The following is a 16,559-nucleotide window of genomic DNA, read 5'->3' as shown; positions in this document are numbered from 1 at the left end:
ATTAAATTAAAATAAGACAAGCATAACAGGATAAGGGGATGAATCAGAATCATGCTGAAAATTGGTTCTCATGTGTCCTTCTCGGACAAGGGTCTGCTCAGCGCTACAAAAGAAGCGTCTTCTTACGGGTCCAGCTCCTTTATGATATACACGGGGGCACCGCAAAACACGCGCCGTAAGCCGATGGAGTCCATGTATTTGGAGGAAGGCAAGCAGTTAATGGCTGAGAAGGGAATGGAAGATATCGTGGTGCATGCCCCGTATATCATCAACCTTGGCTCTTACAAAGAAAATACCTATGAGCTTGCGGTCAGCTTTCTTCAGGAGGAAATTCGACGCACACACGCGATTGGTGTGAAAAATATCGTGCTACATCCAGGCGCTTTTACCGATAAGGATGCAGAATACGGAATTGGGCGTATTGCTGATGGTTTGAACGAGGTACTAAACGGCGTGAAGGAGACAGATGTTAACATTGCGCTTGAAACGATGGCAGGCAAAGGAACGGAAATGGGTCGTAGCTTTGAGGAGATTGCCTCCATTATAGATAAAGTAGAGCATAACGAGCGTCTTACAGTTTGTATGGATACCTGTCACATTCACGATGCGGGTTATGATATCGTAAATGATCTGGACGGTGTATTAGAGCAATTCGACCGTATTGTCGGCTTGAATCGCATCGCAGTTGTTCACATTAATGACAGTAAAAATCCAGTTGGCGCTCATAAAGACCGACATACTCCGATCGGATCAGGCTGGATTGGCTATCAGACGATTCATAATGTGGTGCATCATGAAGCACTTCAAGGACGTCCGTTTATTTTGGAGACGCCATGGATTGGGAAGGAAGCCAAAACTCAGCGTCCGATGTATGAGGTTGAAATTGCCCTGCTTCGCGGAAATGTAAAGGAGCGCTTTGGGGATGAGTTTTTGGGTCAGGTAGAGCAATTGCATTCGTTTTTCAAAAAACAGGATGTGGATGTCCGTAAATTTGTGCTGGACACCTGGGCTCTGCTGAAAAATGATGCCAAAGCAAGAAAAGCCGATCCACGTGAGCCGTTGGAGCGTCTGTATGACATGATAACGGAAGCAGCACTATTTCCAGATTTGAGCGAAGAACACATTAATCAACGGTTGATTGCCTGGTTTGCCGGCAGTCATTTGCCAGTGACGGTATAAGCTAAGGGGGATTAATAGCCACATGGAAATTCACGTAAAACATCAGCCAAATAGCACTCTATCAGCCCATGAAAACCGCGCGCGTATGCTTGTATCTTGTCCAGACGGACCAGGTATTGTAGCGGCCGTGTCCCGTTTTTTGTATGAGCATGGGGCCAATATCGTTCAATCTGACCAATATACAATGGACCCGTCCGGCGGTATGTTTTTTATGCGGATTGAATTTGATCTGCCGAATTTGAGTGCAACCCAGCCACAGTTGGAGCAGGATTTTGCCGCTGTTGCTGAGCAATTCCGTATGGAGTGGACGATTTCTGCGGTCAGCCGCAAGAAAAAACTGGCTATTTTCGTTTCCAAAGAAGATCACTGTCTGGTAGAACTGCTGTGGCAATGGCAGGCAGGAGATCTGGACGCGGATATTTCATTGGTGGTTAGTAATCATCCGGATATGAAGGAGTATGTGGAATCGTTTGGCATCCCGTATCACCATATTCCGGTAACAGCCGATACCAAGCCAGAGGCGGAGCGCCGTCAACTAGAAGTCATTGGCGAAGACATTGACGTTATCATTTTGGCCCGTTACATGCAGATTATTTCTCCCAAGTTTATTGAGCATTATCACAACCGAATTATCAATATTCATCATTCCTTTCTGCCTGCATTCGTGGGTGGGAAGCCATATGCCCAAGCCTATAATCGCGGTGTGAAAATTATTGGTGCTACTGCGCATTATGTAACTGAAGAATTGGACGGCGGACCGATCATTGAGCAGGACGTGCAGCGTGTAAGCCACGGAGATGATGTAAATGAGCTAAAACGGATCGGTCGCACCATAGAGCGGGTCGTTTTGGCAAGAGCCGTGAAGTGGCATGCAGAGGATCGTATTCTGGTTCATGAGAACAAAACGGTCGTATTTAACTAATCCTAAAATTTTAGAAAAAATTTTGTGAGTATATATTTTTTTGTTGAACAAAGCCCGTCGCATAACGGGCTTTGTTTTTTTATGTGAGTTATTTGCCTTATAAACGGTCAGTACATAATATTTTTTGTGATTTTATAATTTTTTAAATGAGGTTAATACATTACGGGTATATTTATATGAGGACTCGGTACAACATTTCCACAATCATCTTTATAAACGATCTGGCAAACTTTCACGGCAAATGTTACAATACTTAAGAATGTATAAGTCATATTGAAACATTCAAGCAGATTCACTCACTTCAATAGACATCGTTTCTATATCGGACGGTGGTGTTGGAGAGTATGACCGAATGCAATTGACATACTTTATACAATATGAGGAGGCAAACCATGACTGACCAGAATCAAGCGATTCAAAAGGATGAAAACTCCACGATCGACAATTTGTCCATCACAACTATTCGTACGTTGGCAATTGACGCCATCGAGAAAGCAAACTCGGGACATCCTGGTATGCCGATGGGCTCCGCGCCAATGGGATACCAACTTTTTGCTAAAACGATGAATCATAATCCGGATCAACCTACGTGGGTTAACCGTGACCGTTTTGTATTGTCCGCAGGACACGGTTCCATGTTGCTATACAGCCTTCTGCACCTGAGCGGCTATGATCTTCCTATGGAAGAATTGAAACAATTCCGTCAATGGGGCAGCCTTACACCGGGCCACCCTGAGTTTGGGCACACTGCTGGTGTAGATGCTACAACTGGACCTCTGGGACAAGGTCTCGCAATGTCCGTAGGTATGGCAATGGCTGAAGCTCAACTGGGTGCAACATATAATAAAGACGAATTTAAAGTTGTAGATCACTTCACGTATGCAATCTGCGGCGATGGCGATCTGATGGAAGGTATTTCCCACGAGGCTGCTTCGCTGGCTGGTCGCTTACAACTGGGCAAGCTGATTGTATTGTTTGATTCCAATGATATTACACTGGACGGCAAGCTTAACCTGTCCTCTTCCGAAAGTGTTGCCAAACGCTTTGAAGCTTACAACTGGCAAGTACTGCGCGTAGAAGATGGTAACGACCTTCCAGCCATCCAAAAAGCCATTGAAGAAGCGCAAGGCGACTCGACACGCCCTACGCTGATTGAAGTGAAAACAGTCATCGGCTACGGAAGCCCGAACAAACAAGGTAAAGGCGGACACGGTGGTACTCATGGTTCCCCGCTGGGATCAGAAGAAGCCAAGCTGACTAAAGATTTCTACAAATGGGTATACGAAGAGGACTTCCACGTACCACAAGAGGTTCGCGAGCATTTTGCTAAAGTAAAAGAGCGCGGTATCGCGGCGAACAAAGCATGGGATGAACAGTTCGCGAAATACAAAGCAGCTCACCCTGATTTGGCAGCTCAGTTCGAAACAGCTGTAAACGGCGATCTTCCAGAAGGATGGGATCGTGATCTTCCGAAATACACGACTGGAGACAAAGCCGTTTCGACTCGTGTAGCTTCTGGTAATGCTCTGAACGGATTGGCTCCAAACGTACCTTTCCTGACAGGCGGATCTGCCGATCTGGAGAGCTCCACGATGACACATTTGAACAACCTGACGAACTTTACGCCAGAAGACTACGCCGGCCGTAACATCTATTTCGGTATCCGTGAATTTGGTATGGCTGCTGCGATGAACGGTATGGCGTTGCACCAAGGTGTAAAAGTATTCGGCGGTACATTCTTCGTATTTACAGACTATCTGCGTCCAGCCGTTCGTCTGGCAGCTCTGATGGGATTGCCTGTAACCTACGTTCTGACTCACGACAGTATTGCTGTAGGTGAAGATGGTCCGACTCATGAGCCGATCGAACAATTGGCTTCCCTTCGTATTATCCCGAACTTGACAGTAATTCGTCCAGCGGACGGTAATGAAACTTCTGCTGCTTGGGCTTATACGCTGGAAAACAAGAAAAACCCAGTTGCTCTAGTATTGACTCGTCAAAACCTGCCAATCCTGGCTGCTAGTGCTGAGCATGCACGCGAAGGTATCAAACGCGGTGCTTATGTGGTTGCAGATGCAACAGACGGCAAACCGGTTGCTCAAATTCTGGCTACAGGCTCCGAAGTACAATTGGCTGTTAAAGCTCAGGAAGCACTGGCAGAACAAGGTATTCAAGTACGTGTTATCAGCTTCCCAAGCTGGGATCTGTTCGAAAAACAAGACAAAGCATACAAAGATTCCGTTCTGCTGCCAGAAGTGAAAGCTCGTTTGGCTGTAGAAATGGCGTATCCACTGGGCTGGGAAAAATATGTTGGCGACCAAGGCGACATTCTCGGTATCAGCACGTTCGGTGCATCCGCACCTGGCGACCGCGTAATTAAGGAATACGGCTTTACGGTAGAGAATGTTGTTAGCCGTGTGAAAGCTTTGTTGAAATAAAACACTGGAGCATCGAAAACAGACAGTCGTAACCTGAGAAAGGCTTACGGCTGTTTGTTTCATACAGTTGATGCTTTGCAAAAAAATCACTATTGAATTCCAGTGTATAGCATACGGTGATACAGTGTGTATTTTCATACTGAAGCTGGAATCAAATCTATGTTATGATGCACCAATATTCATTCAACCATTGAGAGCAGATGAGGGGATAACGAATGACACAGTTTGATGGAGTAAGCGTAGTTAAAAAAGCAAACGTTTATTACGATGGTCAGGTTACAAGCCGTACAGTCATCCTGGGTGACGGCAGTAAGGTTACACTGGGTATTATGCTGCCAGGAACGTATGAGTTCGGCACGGATTCCCGTGAGATCATGGAGATTTTGGCAGGGGATTTGAGAGTGTTGCTTCCAGGTACTGAAGAATGGCTGGAAATACAAGGGGCGGCAACCTTTCACGTACCTGCAAAGTCATCATTTAAGCTGGAAGTACGAAGTGTAACTGATTATTGCTGTTCTTATCCCGAATAATAAGCCAAAACGGGTAAGCACACTCAGCCTTCAAGCCAAGTGTGCTTACCCTAAAGCTATGCCATATGTACACAAGCACAGCCGTATGGTTACAAAGAAAGGTACAGCTTATTCGAGAGGTTGACCACCAATGGTGCGGCCAATCCATGCTTCGTATGTCTTCACGACAGCGGATAGGTCTTCATCGCCGTAGCCTTGTGTTTGCCCGGCTTGAAACAGGCTTTTGGCAATGGATAACATAGGTGCAGGTATGGACAGGCTGTCTGTTAGTGAGGAAGCAAGCTTCAAGTCCTTAAGCATCAAGGCGAGTGAGAACTGGTTGCTAAAATCATGTTCAATGATTTTGCGCCCTTTCAGGTCAGCGGCCTTGCTGCCTGCCGATCCGAGTTGTACTAATTCAAGGAAGCTGTCTGCCGGGATGCCGGATTTAGCTGCGATAGCAAAGCCTTCAGCCAGAGCGAGGTTATGAATACCAACCATCGTATTATGAGCGAGCTTGGCTACGGCTCCGCTGCCATTAGGTCCCATATGAAGTACCTTTTTGCCCAACGTATCAAAAACATCTGATTGTGCCGCAATGGCTTCTGCATTACCGCCAACCATGAACACGAGTGTGCCGTCTACAGCGGCAGGCTTACTGCCTGTTACGGGAGCATCAATGAAGGAGCAGCCCAGCTTGTCCGCTTCGGCGGCCAGTTGTTTGACCAGTTCAGGTGAAATCGTACTGTTGTCCATCACGGTCATGCCAGCCGTAAGTCCGGCAAACACTCCCTCTTCGCCGTAATAGATGTCGCGAATAGAGTGATCATCGCTGACCATGGTAATGATCAAGTGCTGACCTTCAGCTGCTTCACGAGGAGTTGAAGCTTTACGTGCGCCTTGCTCTACCAGTGGTTCGCAGCGCGAAGCGGTACGATTATAAACTGTGACTCCGAATCCCTGCTTTAGCAGATTGGATGCCATCGGGGCGCCCATGGTGCCCAGTCCGATAAATCCGATGTTTTTCATTGCTAATCACCTTTCTTGTTGGAAGTTGCCGTCCGATGCAGATTGCGAGTTCGGCTTGAAATGAATATAAAACAGGTTGATCTCAGTTAATTGTAGCATGGGCATGCTACCCTATCTACAGGAGGGGCTGTCAAGCACAGGATACACAGGTAACGCAAGCTTGTCAGGCCCCGCAAATTAAAGTATCCTATTCCTAAGTCCTTATGTTCGTATTCATGGTCTTAGTAATACCAAACAGGAGGTTCCAAACATGTCTAAAAAAGTTATTTTTGATTACACTAAAGCACTCTCCTTTGTAGGTCAGCACGAAATTGATTATTTTGCAGAGCCTATCAAGTTGGCTCATGAGCAACTGCACAACCAAACCGGTGTAGGTTCCGATTTCTTGGGTTGGATTGACCTGCCTACTAATTATGATAAAGAAGAGTTTGCGCGCATCCAAAAGGCTGCTGCTAAAATTCAAAGCGATTCCGAAGTACTGATCGTAATCGGTATCGGCGGTTCTTACCTTGGAGCACGTGCTGCGATCGAAATGCTGTCGCATTCTTTCTATAATGCGCTGCCTAAAGATCAACGCAAGGGTCCAGCTATCTATTTTGCGGGTAATAACATCAGCTCTACATATGTGAATCATCTGTTGGAACTGATTGAAGGTAAAGACTTCTCTGTGAACGTCATTTCCAAATCAGGTACGACAACAGAGCCGGCGATCGCATTCCGCGTATTCCGTGCAGCTCTGGAGAAAAAATACGGTAAAGAAGAAGCACGCAAGCGTATTTATGCAACGACGGATAAAGAACGTGGCGCTTTGAAAAAACTGGCTAACGAAGAAGGCTACGAATCCTTCATTATTCCTGATGATGTGGGTGGTCGTTACTCCGTGCTGACAGCAGTAGGCTTGTTGCCGATTGCTACTGCAGGCATTAACATCGAGGAAATGATGCAGGGGGCGGCAGACGCTTCCAAAGAGTACAGCAACCCGAATGTAGCTGAGAATGAAGCTTATCAATATGCAGCCGTTCGTAACGCTTTGTACCGCAAAGGTAAAGCAATTGAAATTCTCGTAAACTATGAGCCGTCTCTTCATTTTGTATCCGAGTGGTGGAAACAGTTGTACGGAGAAAGCGAAGGCAAGGATTACAAAGGCATTTATCCTGCTTCTGTTGATTTCTCGACAGACCTGCATTCCATGGGACAATTCATTCAGGAAGGCAGCCGCAACATTTTCGAAACGGTAATCCAAGTAGAAAATGTACCAAGTCACATCACCATCGAAGCAGATGAGGATGATCTGGACGGACTGAATTTCCTGGCAGGCAAAACTGTGGATTTTGTAAACAAAAAAGCATTCCAAGGTACATTGCTGGCTCACACAGACGGACAAGTACCGAACTTGATTGTAAATATTCCTGACTTAAGCCCTTACTCTTTCGGCTATCTTGCTTATTTCTTCGAAAAAGCTTGCGGCATCAGCGGCTACCTGTTGGGTGTAAATCCGTTCGATCAACCGGGCGTAGAAGCTTACAAGAAGAACATGTTTGCGCTGCTCGGCAAACCAGGCTTCGAAAAAGAAAAAGCTGAGCTTGAAGCGAGATTGTCTGAATAAGAGTGCTGTAATCTCTGATGCGAAACAGGATTTCGGTCAGAAGTGTTATAGTGTATAGCATCAATTAAAGTACAGGAAAGCAGTTCACCAGCTGCCAGAAGCGGGGGACTGCTTTCTTGTAAAATGAAGTAAGGAAGGTTATACGTGTATGTTGGAACAATACCGAACCGTACGCGGTGCCGGCAACAAGGAAATTGTGATCCGAAAATCCCGTTTTATCGGCCATATTCAGCCTGTTCAAACTGAGGAAGAAGCAGTTGCTTTCATAGAGCGCATCAAAAAAGAGCATTGGAACGCTACCCATAATTGTTCTGCTTACATGATTGGGGAAAGAGACGAAATCCAAAAGCAATCGGATGACGGAGAACCGAGTGGTACGGCTGGAAAGCCTATTTTGGAGGTGATCCGCAACCAGAAGCTAAAAAATGTCGCTATTGTTGTTACCCGTTACTTTGGTGGGATTTTGTTGGGAGCAGGCGGTCTGATTCGCGCGTATTCAGATGGTGCTGTTGCAGCAATCGAGGCAGGAGATGCAATTACACGTGTGCTGCATCGTGAAGTTTTTGTAGAATTGGATTATACCTGGTTGGGCAAAGTGGAAAATGAATTACGCAATCGCAGCATCCGCACTGGAGAAACAATGTTTACGGATAAAGTTACCTTAACCTGTCTGCCGCTGGCTGGTGATGCGGAATCCTTCAGCAACTGGATAACAGACTTGACGCAGGGGCAATCGCTTGTGTCGGAGGGAGAGCAGCTTTACTTTATTGAAGGGGAATAAATAATATGGCTAGAAGAGCAGTAGAACAGGAGTTGTCAAGAGGGCGGATTCTGGAAGCGGCCAGGCACTTGTTTATTACCAAGGGCTACCGTGCGATTTCAATGCGCAGCATTGGCCAGCATCTGGGTTACAGTCATGGTTCGTTATATTATCATTTTAAAGAGAAGGCTGAACTGTTCTATGCCATTGTAATTGAAGATTTTAATACATTGCGTGGGATTCTACTGCAAGCAGCAACAGGTACGCCTGATGATGGCTTGAGCAGGCTGGAGTACTTGATGCTGGAATTTATCCGTTTTGGTTTGGAAAATCCATATCAGTACGAAATTATGTTCATGATGCACGATGAAGAACTATTTGCATACTGTCGCACAGAGCAAAACCGTTGTGTGGAACTATTTGCGTCCATGATCCGTCAAGAATTGAGTGGTCAGGGGCATTCGGAGGAAGATTGCTCTAGGGTACCGAAAAGTCTGTTTTTATCCATGCATGGCTTTGTATCATTTTATATTCAGGACGGTTTAACATTTGAAGAAATTAGGCCCGCTGCTTTAGCACATGTAAAGCTGCTGTGCAGACACCTATGAGCGTACCTGCATTCACACACTTCAGCCATGAACATGTAGGACGCTTTTCTGGGTGTATACACTTCATGACGGTGACTTATCATTACGTTACTTTGCGAAAGCGACTAAGAATTTAACAGACGATGATGCATCCAGTAGGAAAACATCATGGTCTGTTTTTTTACCCGGTCCGTCAGCCTTTCATGATCTTTACATGGTATTGGCGTCTGCGTGGTCCGTCGAATTCACAAAAATAAAGTCCCTGCCATCGTCCGAGCAACAGCTTTCCATCATGGATGATGATCGTTTGTGAGGGGCCTGTCGTAATGGATTTTAGGTGGGAAGCTGTATTTCCCTCCATATGGCGATATTGGGGATGCTCCCACGGATAAACTTCATCTAGTCTTAATATCACATCATGTTTGACGTCTGGGTCTGCATTTTCATTAATGGCGATGCCGGCTGTCGTGTGTGGACAATAAACAAGTGCGGTTCCTTGTTGGACCCCGCTTTTTTCGATCAATGAAGCAACCTCTCGTGTAATATCGCGCATTTCATCTCGCCGTGTAGTGGATAATTCTAAAGTATGCAACAATAACTCCATCTCCTTTCTTCCTAATACTTTACCCTTTTAATTCCTAATATAATATATAGTTGACGAAAATTACTTTCCTTTGATAAAGTATCACATAAGAAAAAACATAGTATATACATTGGAATAATTAAATGATTTCAAATGAGGTACGTGCTTTGCGGGAAGCAAGGCTGCTGCTGTTCCTGAACAGGTCCAGAAGCGGAAAGGAAGTGTACGGATATGCATGTGGAAGTAAGAGGGTTAAACAAGCATTTCGGTAATTTTCATGCAGTAAAGGACGTATCTTTTGATATTCAGGCGGGCCATCTTATTGGCTTACTCGGTCCAAGTGGTGGGGGGAAAACCTCCATTCTTCGCATTTTGGCGGGTCTGGAGCAACCGGATGCGGGAGAAATTCATTTTCATGGAAAAAGGGTAAACGAGCTATCCCCGCAGGAACGTGGAATCGGATTTGTATTTCAAAACTATGCTTTGTTCAAGCACATGAGCGTCTACGACAATATTGCCTTTGGTCTGAAAGTGAAAAAAAGCTCCAAAACCCGCATCAAGGAACGGGTCACAGAGTTGGTCGAACTAACGGGGCTCAAAGGATTTGAGCATCGTTATCCGCATCAGTTGTCAGGTGGACAGCGACAGCGGGTTGCCTTTGCGCGTGCTTTGGCACCAGAGCCTCAATTGCTGCTGTTGGATGAGCCTTTTGCAGCTATTGATGCCAAGATTCGTCAGGAGCTGCGCACCTGGCTGCGAGAGTTGATTGAGCGGGTGGGTATTACTTCAATTTTTGTCACCCATGATCAGGATGAGGCGATTGAAGTAGCGGATGAAATTATGGTGATTAATCAGGGACGACTGGAGCAGAAGGGAACACCTTGGGATATTTATAAAAAACCGGGTACTCCGTTCGTGGCTTCCTTTATTGGGGAATCTACGGTGATTGAACAGGCAGGCAGTCTCCGAGGCTTCGAAGAAGCTGCTGGAGTGGGAACACGTGCCTTGATCCGTCCAGAGTATATTGATGTCGGGCCAAGCGAGGAATTTACGCTTCTGTCGGCGACTGAGGAAGGCACAGTGAAGCATTTGCATTTTCGTGGAAGTGAGTGGATGGTTGAAGTACAGGTCGGGGATCATCGTCTCATGACATACCGCTCGCTGGAGAAGTCTACGCTGGAACCTGGTCAGCAGGTGCGAGTGTTGGTGCATCGAGCCTATCTCTATAATGACCAGTCCAGCTGGATGGTGGAAAACCGCCTGAAGGAAGATCCAATGCCTATCATCATTTGAAAATAAATACGATCACGCATGAGGGGATGTCTGGCCGGATTTCACGGCTTTGGGCATGCTCCTTTTGGCGTTAGACGCTGGAAGGATTTACGCAGATGATTTACGTAGAATCGGTCTGTTCGTTATAATAGTAGTAAAAAGACCCAGGTAGATAGGAGTTAAACCATGAATCGGCTTATTTTTCTTGGCACGGGGGATGCAATGGGGGTTCCGCGTGTATATTGTGATTGTCTCGTATGCACAGAAGCTCGCACGACAGGGGCGAATGTAAGATTGAGATCGTCTGTGCTGATCGAAAGCGAGACGGAGGACTTTATGATTGATTGTGGCCCGGACTGGCGCAGACAGCTAGAATTACGCGGTTTGCGTTTTATCCCTACGATCCTTGTGACACATGCACATTTTGACCATATTGGAGGATTACCAGAATGGGCAGATGCCTGTCGCTGGACTGGGAACAGAGGTCGCTTGTACGCGCCACAGGAAGTGATCGACACGATCTTGCGTCAATTTTCCTGGCTCTCTGGAAACTTGGATCTTATTCCAGTAGACCAGGGAGCCCAACTTGGCGGATGGAATATCCGGGGATGGCGTGTGAATCACGGGAAGAACGGATATGCCTACGCTTATCGTCTGGAAAAGGACGGTTTCTCGTGGGCTTACTGTTCGGATTCGATTGGATTGAATGAGGTGGAAATTCTGCCCTTGCACAATCTGAATTTGCTCGTCCTGGGAACGAGTTTTTATCATGAGGAGGCCGAGTATGCCACCCGTTCCGTATATGACATGCTGGAGGCTCAGGAGCTTATAGGAAGGCTTAAACCCGAAAGCACAGTGTTTACACATATGTCCCATGATGTGGATGTCACACGCAACTATGGGCTTCTGGAAGGGATTAGCTTGGCACACACCGGCATGAGTTTGCCGTTAGAATAAAGGTGACCTTTACCTTTACATCGTTTGACTGATACGTAGAAGTGTGGAGATTCCTTCTTTGATTTGTAGCTCGTTGGCGTATGAATAGGACAGCCGTACATGCGTTTTACCCTCTGCGCCGATGGGATCAAATACATTGCCGGGGACAAAGGATACAGACTCTTGTAAACTTTTGGAAAGTAATTCATTAGGTTTCAACGTAGAAGGCAGCTGGAGCCACAGGTTGAGTCCCCCTGCCGGGCTGGTCCATGTCCAACCGGAGTCGCGGAGACTGTCTTCCATCGTATCCTTACGAATCTGGAGCGCGATACATAGCTTTTTAATATGCTGCTGCATACGTGGAGATTGAAAGTATTCTAAAAACAGCTTTTGATTCAGCAGTGGCGATCCATTGTCCACTAACGCTTTGACGTTCAGCAGGCTGTTCATGAGCTGTGGTCGGCAGGTCACGGCTGCGATTCGTAGACCGGGTGCGACATATTTACTGTAACTTCGAATGTAGACGACGCTTCCCGAAACATCATAGGCGAAAATCGGAGAAGGGGGCTTTTGCCCAAAGCTAATGTCATAGGTGCTGTCATCCTCAACAATGAGGCAGCCATAGCGCTCGGCTAGTTCAGGCAGTCGTTTGCGCTGCTCATCGGGGACCGTAAAGCCCGTCGGGTTGTGGAATGTTGGATTCATATAAAAGAGGCGTGGTTTTTCCGTTTTCATGCACCACTCAATCTGGTCCATATCATAACCTTCTGGTCGAATATCAGTCATAGTCAGACGTGCGCCTAGTCTACGGAATATTTCCATAGCGGGGCCATAGGCAGGGCGTTCGATCAATACACGGTCTCCTGTATGGAGCAGAGATCGGGCAATTAAATCAATGGCTTGCTGTGCTCCCGAGGTAATCATCACTTCATCCGGTGATAAAGCAAAATGCTTATCCACGCTAAAATGCTGCGCCATGGCCTCCCGAAGCTCGGTATCACCCTGTACAGCGGAATAGGTGGCTGCTACTTTCGGATGCTTTTCAAAAACCTGCATCATCAGCTCTCCCCAAAATCGGTTGGGCAGGAGAGAGGGGTCAATCAGCGCTTTGGAAAACTGGAAATGCGTATTTACGGATTGAACGCGGCTAAGTCCATCCATTCCTCTCCAGGCTGAAACTGACGGATCATCTGCCGCATGGGCAGATTCGGAGTGAATCGTGAGGTGAAAGGACGAATGTCCCGAGTAGCCAGCATATTTTGCATGCCCAGTCGCTTGGGAAGCATGAACGTAATATCCTGATTTGTCCTTTACATAGACCAGTCCCCGTTGCTTCAACTCCTGATATGCCCGGAAAACAGTTAGCCGATGTACACCCAGCTCCTGAGCCAAGCTTCGTACGGACGGCAGCTTCATGTCTGTTTGCCAATCCCCGCGATCGATCCGCACAGTTACATAATGGATAACCTGCTCATACAGCTTTAAGGCATGATCGGCTGCAAAGAGTAGTTCGCTGTTGTTCTTACCCATGCTATCCACGCTCCTTTCTGTGTATTGTACTATATAGCACTTCAAAAACGTATACAACTGTTCTGTAGTTATACATCTGTTCTGTTCGTCTCCCTGTATGCTTAAAAGCAACTGAAGGGAGAGGGACGTATCATGATAGGTATCGCGTTTACAGTAATGTGTCTTATTTTTGGCACAACGTTTTTGGCCATAAAAGTGGGAGTGGAAGCCGGACTTCCGCCATTCCTATCGGCAGGTGTACGTTTTTTCGCGGCAGGGGCGATATTGTTCATTGCTATGAAGCTGACCGGAAAAGTACGATGGTCGTTATTATGGCGTAAGGAAATGTTGCTGATTGGAGCAGGAACGACCTTCGGTACATTTTCAGCCTTGTATTGGGCAGAGCAATATGTCAGCTCCGGGATCGGAGCTATTTTGTCAGCTACCGGGCCGATGATGATCGTCATTTTGCAATCTGTACTGCTACGGCAAAAAACGTCACGGATTACGGTCGTTGGCTGCATGATCAGCTTTCTTGGTGTGGTGCTGGTTGTGCTGCCCGGATTGGCGGTTCAGATCAGTGGTCTGTGGCTGGCGGGATGCCTTGTCATTTTGCTGGGGGAGCTGTGTTATTCCGGGGGAGCTCTGTATTCCAAGCGAGTGATGGATGTATTTCGTGAAACGAACCCGATTGCCCTGAATGCGGCGCAAATGATCCATGGGGGATGGATGCTGCTGTTACTGTCTGCGATCACGGAACCGTGGAGTTCTGAGGGGTGGCAGTATCTTCCTGCCATGGGGTCTTTACTTTATCTGATCCTGTTTGGTTCGATGATTGCACATACACTGTTCTACTGGCTCATGGAGCGTACAAATCCCCTGTTTCCGACGACGTGGCTGTATATATCACCGCCGATTGCGGTGGGCTTGGGAGCGTTGTTGTATGGAGAGCATGTAAGCTGGTGGATGCTGGCTGGGGTGCTGCTCATTGTGACCGGATTAATCCTTATGAACAATGGAATTATCCGTCTGGTGAACAGGCGTAAGGTACGTTCTGCTGCCTGATATTTTAAAGGGGGCAGGTTATTATATGATCTGACAGAAAAGGCCTCCAAACTGCCGTATGTTACTGAACATGCGACGTTTGGAGGCTTTGTTGTTGTACTACTTCATTTAAGTATTATAGGAACAGTTACTTTTTACTTTATTCAACGTTGAGTACGAATTTGTCGATGGCGTGCTTAACACCGTCTTCGTTATTGCTGCGAGTGATGTAATCAGCCAGCTTTTTCAAATCAGGAATGGCATTCTCCATCGCTATGCCGAGACCAGCGCATTCAAGCATCTCATGGTCGTTCCAAGAGTCACCGATAGCAATCGTTTCCGACAGTTCACAGCCAAAATGGTTTGCAAGGAAGGTAAGCGCATGGCCCTTAGTGCCTTCATGATGCATAATTTCCAGAAAATGAGGCTTGGATTTTGTAATGTGAACTTCATTGCCAAGCAGTTCGCGAAGTTCAGGAATTAATTCATCCAACACTTCAGGCTCGTCGATAATCAGCAATTTAGGAGCCGGCTGCTCTATAACTTTACTGAATACAGGCTCTACGAAATATTCCGTGTTGTTCAGCTCCGTGTAATCTTTGATTTTCTGATTATCTTCACGTGTGTACAATTTGTCATCTATATACGTTTGCAGATGCAGATTGCGTTCCACGCAGAACTCATACAGGCGACGTGCAGCCACGAGTGGAACATAACGCTCATACAGCACGTTTTCGTCCAGCAGGTTTTTAACCAAAGCTCCTTGGTACGTAATGATCGGCACGTTCAAACCCGTCTGGCGAGCAATTTTGTGTGCAGAGGCATAAGCTCGTCCAGTAGCGAGGGTAACCACCACACCTTTTGCTACAGCAGCTTCTAATGCCTGTTGTGTCGCTGGTGTGACTTCTTTCTGGTCGTTAATGAGTGTATCATCAATATCAATGGCAATTAATTTATACATATCGGTATTCTCTCCTTTATCTCTATCATGGGGCAATGTTAAAATTGTATCTTATAATATTCAAAATGACAATATCGCAATGAAAAGGGGACGGCTCCTATAAGAGCCTGTCCCCTTATAACCACTGAAGTATTGGCTTGAAACGATGGGAAAAAGTAACGGTTAGTCTTCCAAAAATACAAGTCCAACAAAATCGTCCAGCTCAATATTACCAAAATAGTGCTTCAAATCGAGAGAGGATAAGGCTTGACGCACCTCACCTTCATCATAACGCTTGCCGCGCAGGATATTTTCAATATCAGCAACGTCACCCACACCAAAGAAATCCCCATAGATTTTAATATCACGGATGTAGCCTTCCTTAAGATCCATGCGGATATCAATAATACCGACCGGAAATTTACGTGTGTGCTTGATATTGCTCTCGGGGGATAGACCGTAGTTCCAATCCCACGATTGGTAGCGTTCTTTGGATATTTCATGGATTTTGGCCCAGTCGGCATCGGTGAGCTTATATTGAGGTACTTGATCCAATTCTGATCCGAATATGAAACGCAGTAGTTCCTCGCGAAATTGCTCTATGGTCATCTCACGGTCCATCAGTTCGCTGATGTTAGCTACGCGACTGCGGACAGATTTAGTGCTTTTGGATTTGAATTTTTCGGGATTGGCATGCAACGATGCAGCCACATTGTCCAGATTCAGGTTAAACATCAATGTACCGTGGCTGAACATACGTCCGCGTGTGGCAAACTGAGCGTTTCCTGAAATTTTACGTTCTCCGACCTGTAGATCGTTGCGGCCTGTCATTTCAGCTTCTACTCCCATTTGGCGGAGTGCATCAATCACAGGTTGCGTAAATTTGAGGAAATTATGAAAGGACTCCCCGTTATCCTTAGTAATGAAGCTGAAATTTAAATTACCGAGATCATGATATACAGCCCCACCGCCGGACAGGCGACGAACGACTTGAATATTGTTGTCCCTAACAAACTCGGCGTTGATTTCTTCAATAGTGTTTTGATGCTTGCCTATAATAATAGAAGGCTCATTAATATAAAACAGCAAATAGCTGTCATCCAGCGGTAGATGCTTGAGCGCGTATTCCTCAATAGCAAGATTAATGGCTGGATCGTGTATGCCCTGGTTGTCGATGAACAGCATGTCCATTCCTCCGTATATAAACTGTGTAATTTATGTGTGCCTCCTTCTATTGTAACCCAA

15 protein-coding genes are annotated in these 16,559 nt (G+C 46.3%); 10 read left to right on the top strand and 5 right to left on the bottom strand.

The window, feature by feature from the left end:
* Positions 1-51 precede the first annotated feature (51 nt).
* The 4 genes from MHB46_RS07560 (at position 52) to ppnP (ending at position 5,069) form a co-directional block, all read left to right on the top strand.
* The gene (locus MHB46_RS07560; RefSeq protein ID WP_025722686.1) at positions 52-1,179 is read left to right on the top strand and encodes a deoxyribonuclease IV; all 1,128 of its coding nucleotides are present in this window, start codon (positions 52-54) and stop codon (positions 1,177-1,179) included.
* Positions 1,180-1,201: 22 nt separating this feature from the next.
* The gene (gene purU, locus MHB46_RS07555; protein ID WP_341161993.1) at positions 1,202-2,101 is read left to right on the top strand and encodes a formyltetrahydrofolate deformylase; all 900 of its coding nucleotides are present in this window, start codon (positions 1,202-1,204) and stop codon (positions 2,099-2,101) included.
* 392 nt (positions 2,102-2,493) lie between these two features.
* Positions 2,494-4,539: a transketolase gene (gene tkt / locus MHB46_RS07550; RefSeq protein WP_341161992.1), complete on the top strand. Its 2,046-nt coding sequence runs from the start codon at positions 2,494-2,496 to the stop codon at positions 4,537-4,539.
* Positions 4,540-4,754: 215 nt separating this feature from the next.
* The gene (ppnP, locus tag MHB46_RS07545; RefSeq protein ID WP_023987633.1) at positions 4,755-5,069 is read left to right on the top strand and encodes a pyrimidine/purine nucleoside phosphorylase; all 315 of its coding nucleotides are present in this window, start codon (positions 4,755-4,757) and stop codon (positions 5,067-5,069) included.
* A gap of 108 nt (positions 5,070-5,177) precedes the next feature.
* On the opposite strand, the gene MHB46_RS07540 is transcribed toward ppnP, so the two are convergent.
* The gene (locus MHB46_RS07540; RefSeq protein ID WP_341161991.1) at positions 5,178-6,077 is read right to left on the bottom strand and encodes an NAD(P)-dependent oxidoreductase; all 900 of its coding nucleotides are present in this window, start codon (positions 6,075-6,077) and stop codon (positions 5,178-5,180) included.
* Between the two features lie 250 nt (positions 6,078-6,327).
* On the opposite strand from MHB46_RS07540, the gene MHB46_RS07535 reads away from it, so the two are divergent.
* The 3 genes from MHB46_RS07535 (at position 6,328) to MHB46_RS07525 (ending at position 9,051) form a co-directional block, all read left to right on the top strand.
* Positions 6,328-7,683 (top strand): glucose-6-phosphate isomerase, encoded by a 1,356-nt coding sequence (locus MHB46_RS07535; protein ID WP_013369975.1) that lies wholly within the window; start codon positions 6,328-6,330, stop codon positions 7,681-7,683.
* Positions 7,684-7,831: 148 nt separating this feature from the next.
* On the top strand, positions 7,832-8,464 hold the full coding sequence (locus MHB46_RS07530) for a YigZ family protein (protein WP_029516377.1): 633 nt from the start codon (positions 7,832-7,834) through the stop codon (positions 8,462-8,464).
* A 5-nt stretch (positions 8,465-8,469) separates the two neighbouring features.
* Complete coding sequence (locus MHB46_RS07525; RefSeq protein ID WP_029516378.1) at positions 8,470-9,051, top strand: TetR/AcrR family transcriptional regulator; 582 nt, start codon at positions 8,470-8,472, stop codon at positions 9,049-9,051.
* Between the two features lie 172 nt (positions 9,052-9,223).
* On the opposite strand, the gene MHB46_RS07520 is transcribed toward MHB46_RS07525, so the two are convergent.
* Positions 9,224-9,625 (bottom strand): secondary thiamine-phosphate synthase enzyme YjbQ, encoded by a 402-nt coding sequence (locus MHB46_RS07520; RefSeq protein ID WP_061829625.1) that lies wholly within the window; start codon positions 9,623-9,625, stop codon positions 9,224-9,226.
* Positions 9,626-9,844: 219 nt separating this feature from the next.
* Here MHB46_RS07520 and MHB46_RS07515 point away from each other — a divergent pair, with 219 nt between their 5' ends.
* Together MHB46_RS07515 and MHB46_RS07510 are read left to right on the top strand one after the other, a co-directional pair.
* Positions 9,845-10,906 (top strand): sulfate/molybdate ABC transporter ATP-binding protein, encoded by a 1,062-nt coding sequence (locus MHB46_RS07515; protein ID WP_061829549.1) that lies wholly within the window; start codon positions 9,845-9,847, stop codon positions 10,904-10,906.
* A 165-nt stretch (positions 10,907-11,071) separates the two neighbouring features.
* Positions 11,072-11,842 (top strand): MBL fold metallo-hydrolase, encoded by a 771-nt coding sequence (locus MHB46_RS07510; RefSeq protein ID WP_165176278.1) that lies wholly within the window; start codon positions 11,072-11,074, stop codon positions 11,840-11,842.
* 15 nt (positions 11,843-11,857) lie between these two features.
* On the opposite strand, the gene MHB46_RS07505 is transcribed toward MHB46_RS07510, so the two are convergent.
* Positions 11,858-13,351 (bottom strand): aminotransferase-like domain-containing protein, encoded by a 1,494-nt coding sequence (locus MHB46_RS07505; RefSeq protein WP_341161990.1) that lies wholly within the window; start codon positions 13,349-13,351, stop codon positions 11,858-11,860.
* A 132-nt stretch (positions 13,352-13,483) separates the two neighbouring features.
* Here MHB46_RS07505 and MHB46_RS07500 point away from each other — a divergent pair, with 132 nt between their 5' ends.
* A complete protein-coding gene (locus MHB46_RS07500) occupies positions 13,484-14,395 on the top strand; it encodes a DMT family transporter (protein ID WP_013309297.1) in 912 nt (303 codons plus the stop codon).
* Positions 14,396-14,534: 139 nt separating this feature from the next.
* On the opposite strand, the gene MHB46_RS07495 is transcribed toward MHB46_RS07500, so the two are convergent.
* Both MHB46_RS07495 and MHB46_RS07490 read right to left on the bottom strand, forming a co-directional pair.
* Positions 14,535-15,335 carry a Cof-type HAD-IIB family hydrolase gene (locus MHB46_RS07495; RefSeq protein WP_023987642.1) on the bottom strand — a complete coding sequence of 267 codons (801 nt, stop codon included), beginning with the start codon at positions 15,333-15,335 and terminating at the stop codon, positions 14,535-14,537.
* 162 nt (positions 15,336-15,497) lie between these two features.
* A complete protein-coding gene (locus MHB46_RS07490; protein ID WP_341161989.1) occupies positions 15,498-16,499 on the bottom strand; it encodes a lipoate--protein ligase in 1,002 nt (333 codons plus the stop codon).
* Between the last annotated feature and the right edge of the window lie 60 nt (positions 16,500-16,559).

Origin of the sequence: Paenibacillus sp. FSL H7-0703 (assembly GCF_038003485.1) — a bacterium.
In the GTDB taxonomy this organism is placed as follows: domain Bacteria; phylum Bacillota; class Bacilli; order Paenibacillales; family Paenibacillaceae; genus Paenibacillus; species Paenibacillus polymyxa_B.
This window is presented reverse-complemented; position numbering and strand designations above follow the sequence as displayed.

What these genes read in the sequence shown, in the direction of transcription:
- MHB46_RS07495 (WP_023987642.1), bottom strand. Translation starts at nt 15,335, where the DNA reads ATGTATAAATTAATTGCCATTGATATTGATGATACACTCATTAACGAC.
- purU (WP_341161993.1), top strand. Translation starts at nt 1,202, where the DNA reads ATGGAAATTCACGTAAAACATCAGCCAAATAGCACTCTATCAGCCCAT.
- ppnP (WP_023987633.1), top strand. Translation starts at nt 4,755, where the DNA reads ATGACACAGTTTGATGGAGTAAGCGTAGTTAAAAAAGCAAACGTTTAT.
- MHB46_RS07510 (WP_165176278.1), top strand. Translation starts at nt 11,072, where the DNA reads ATGAATCGGCTTATTTTTCTTGGCACGGGGGATGCAATGGGGGTTCCG.
- MHB46_RS07500 (WP_013309297.1), top strand. Translation starts at nt 13,484, where the DNA reads ATGATAGGTATCGCGTTTACAGTAATGTGTCTTATTTTTGGCACAACG.
- MHB46_RS07505 (WP_341161990.1), bottom strand. Translation starts at nt 13,351, where the DNA reads ATGGGTAAGAACAACAGCGAACTACTCTTTGCAGCCGATCATGCCTTA.
- MHB46_RS07490 (WP_341161989.1), bottom strand. Translation starts at nt 16,499, where the DNA reads ATGCTGTTCATCGACAACCAGGGCATACACGATCCAGCCATTAATCTT.
- MHB46_RS07525 (WP_029516378.1), top strand. Translation starts at nt 8,470, where the DNA reads ATGGCTAGAAGAGCAGTAGAACAGGAGTTGTCAAGAGGGCGGATTCTG.
- MHB46_RS07515 (WP_061829549.1), top strand. Translation starts at nt 9,845, where the DNA reads ATGCATGTGGAAGTAAGAGGGTTAAACAAGCATTTCGGTAATTTTCAT.
- tkt (WP_341161992.1), top strand. Translation starts at nt 2,494, where the DNA reads ATGACTGACCAGAATCAAGCGATTCAAAAGGATGAAAACTCCACGATC.
- MHB46_RS07535 (WP_013369975.1), top strand. Translation starts at nt 6,328, where the DNA reads ATGTCTAAAAAAGTTATTTTTGATTACACTAAAGCACTCTCCTTTGTA.
- MHB46_RS07540 (WP_341161991.1), bottom strand. Translation starts at nt 6,077, where the DNA reads ATGAAAAACATCGGATTTATCGGACTGGGCACCATGGGCGCCCCGATG.
- MHB46_RS07560 (WP_025722686.1), top strand. Translation starts at nt 52, where the DNA reads ATGCTGAAAATTGGTTCTCATGTGTCCTTCTCGGACAAGGGTCTGCTC.
- MHB46_RS07530 (WP_029516377.1), top strand. Translation starts at nt 7,832, where the DNA reads ATGTTGGAACAATACCGAACCGTACGCGGTGCCGGCAACAAGGAAATT.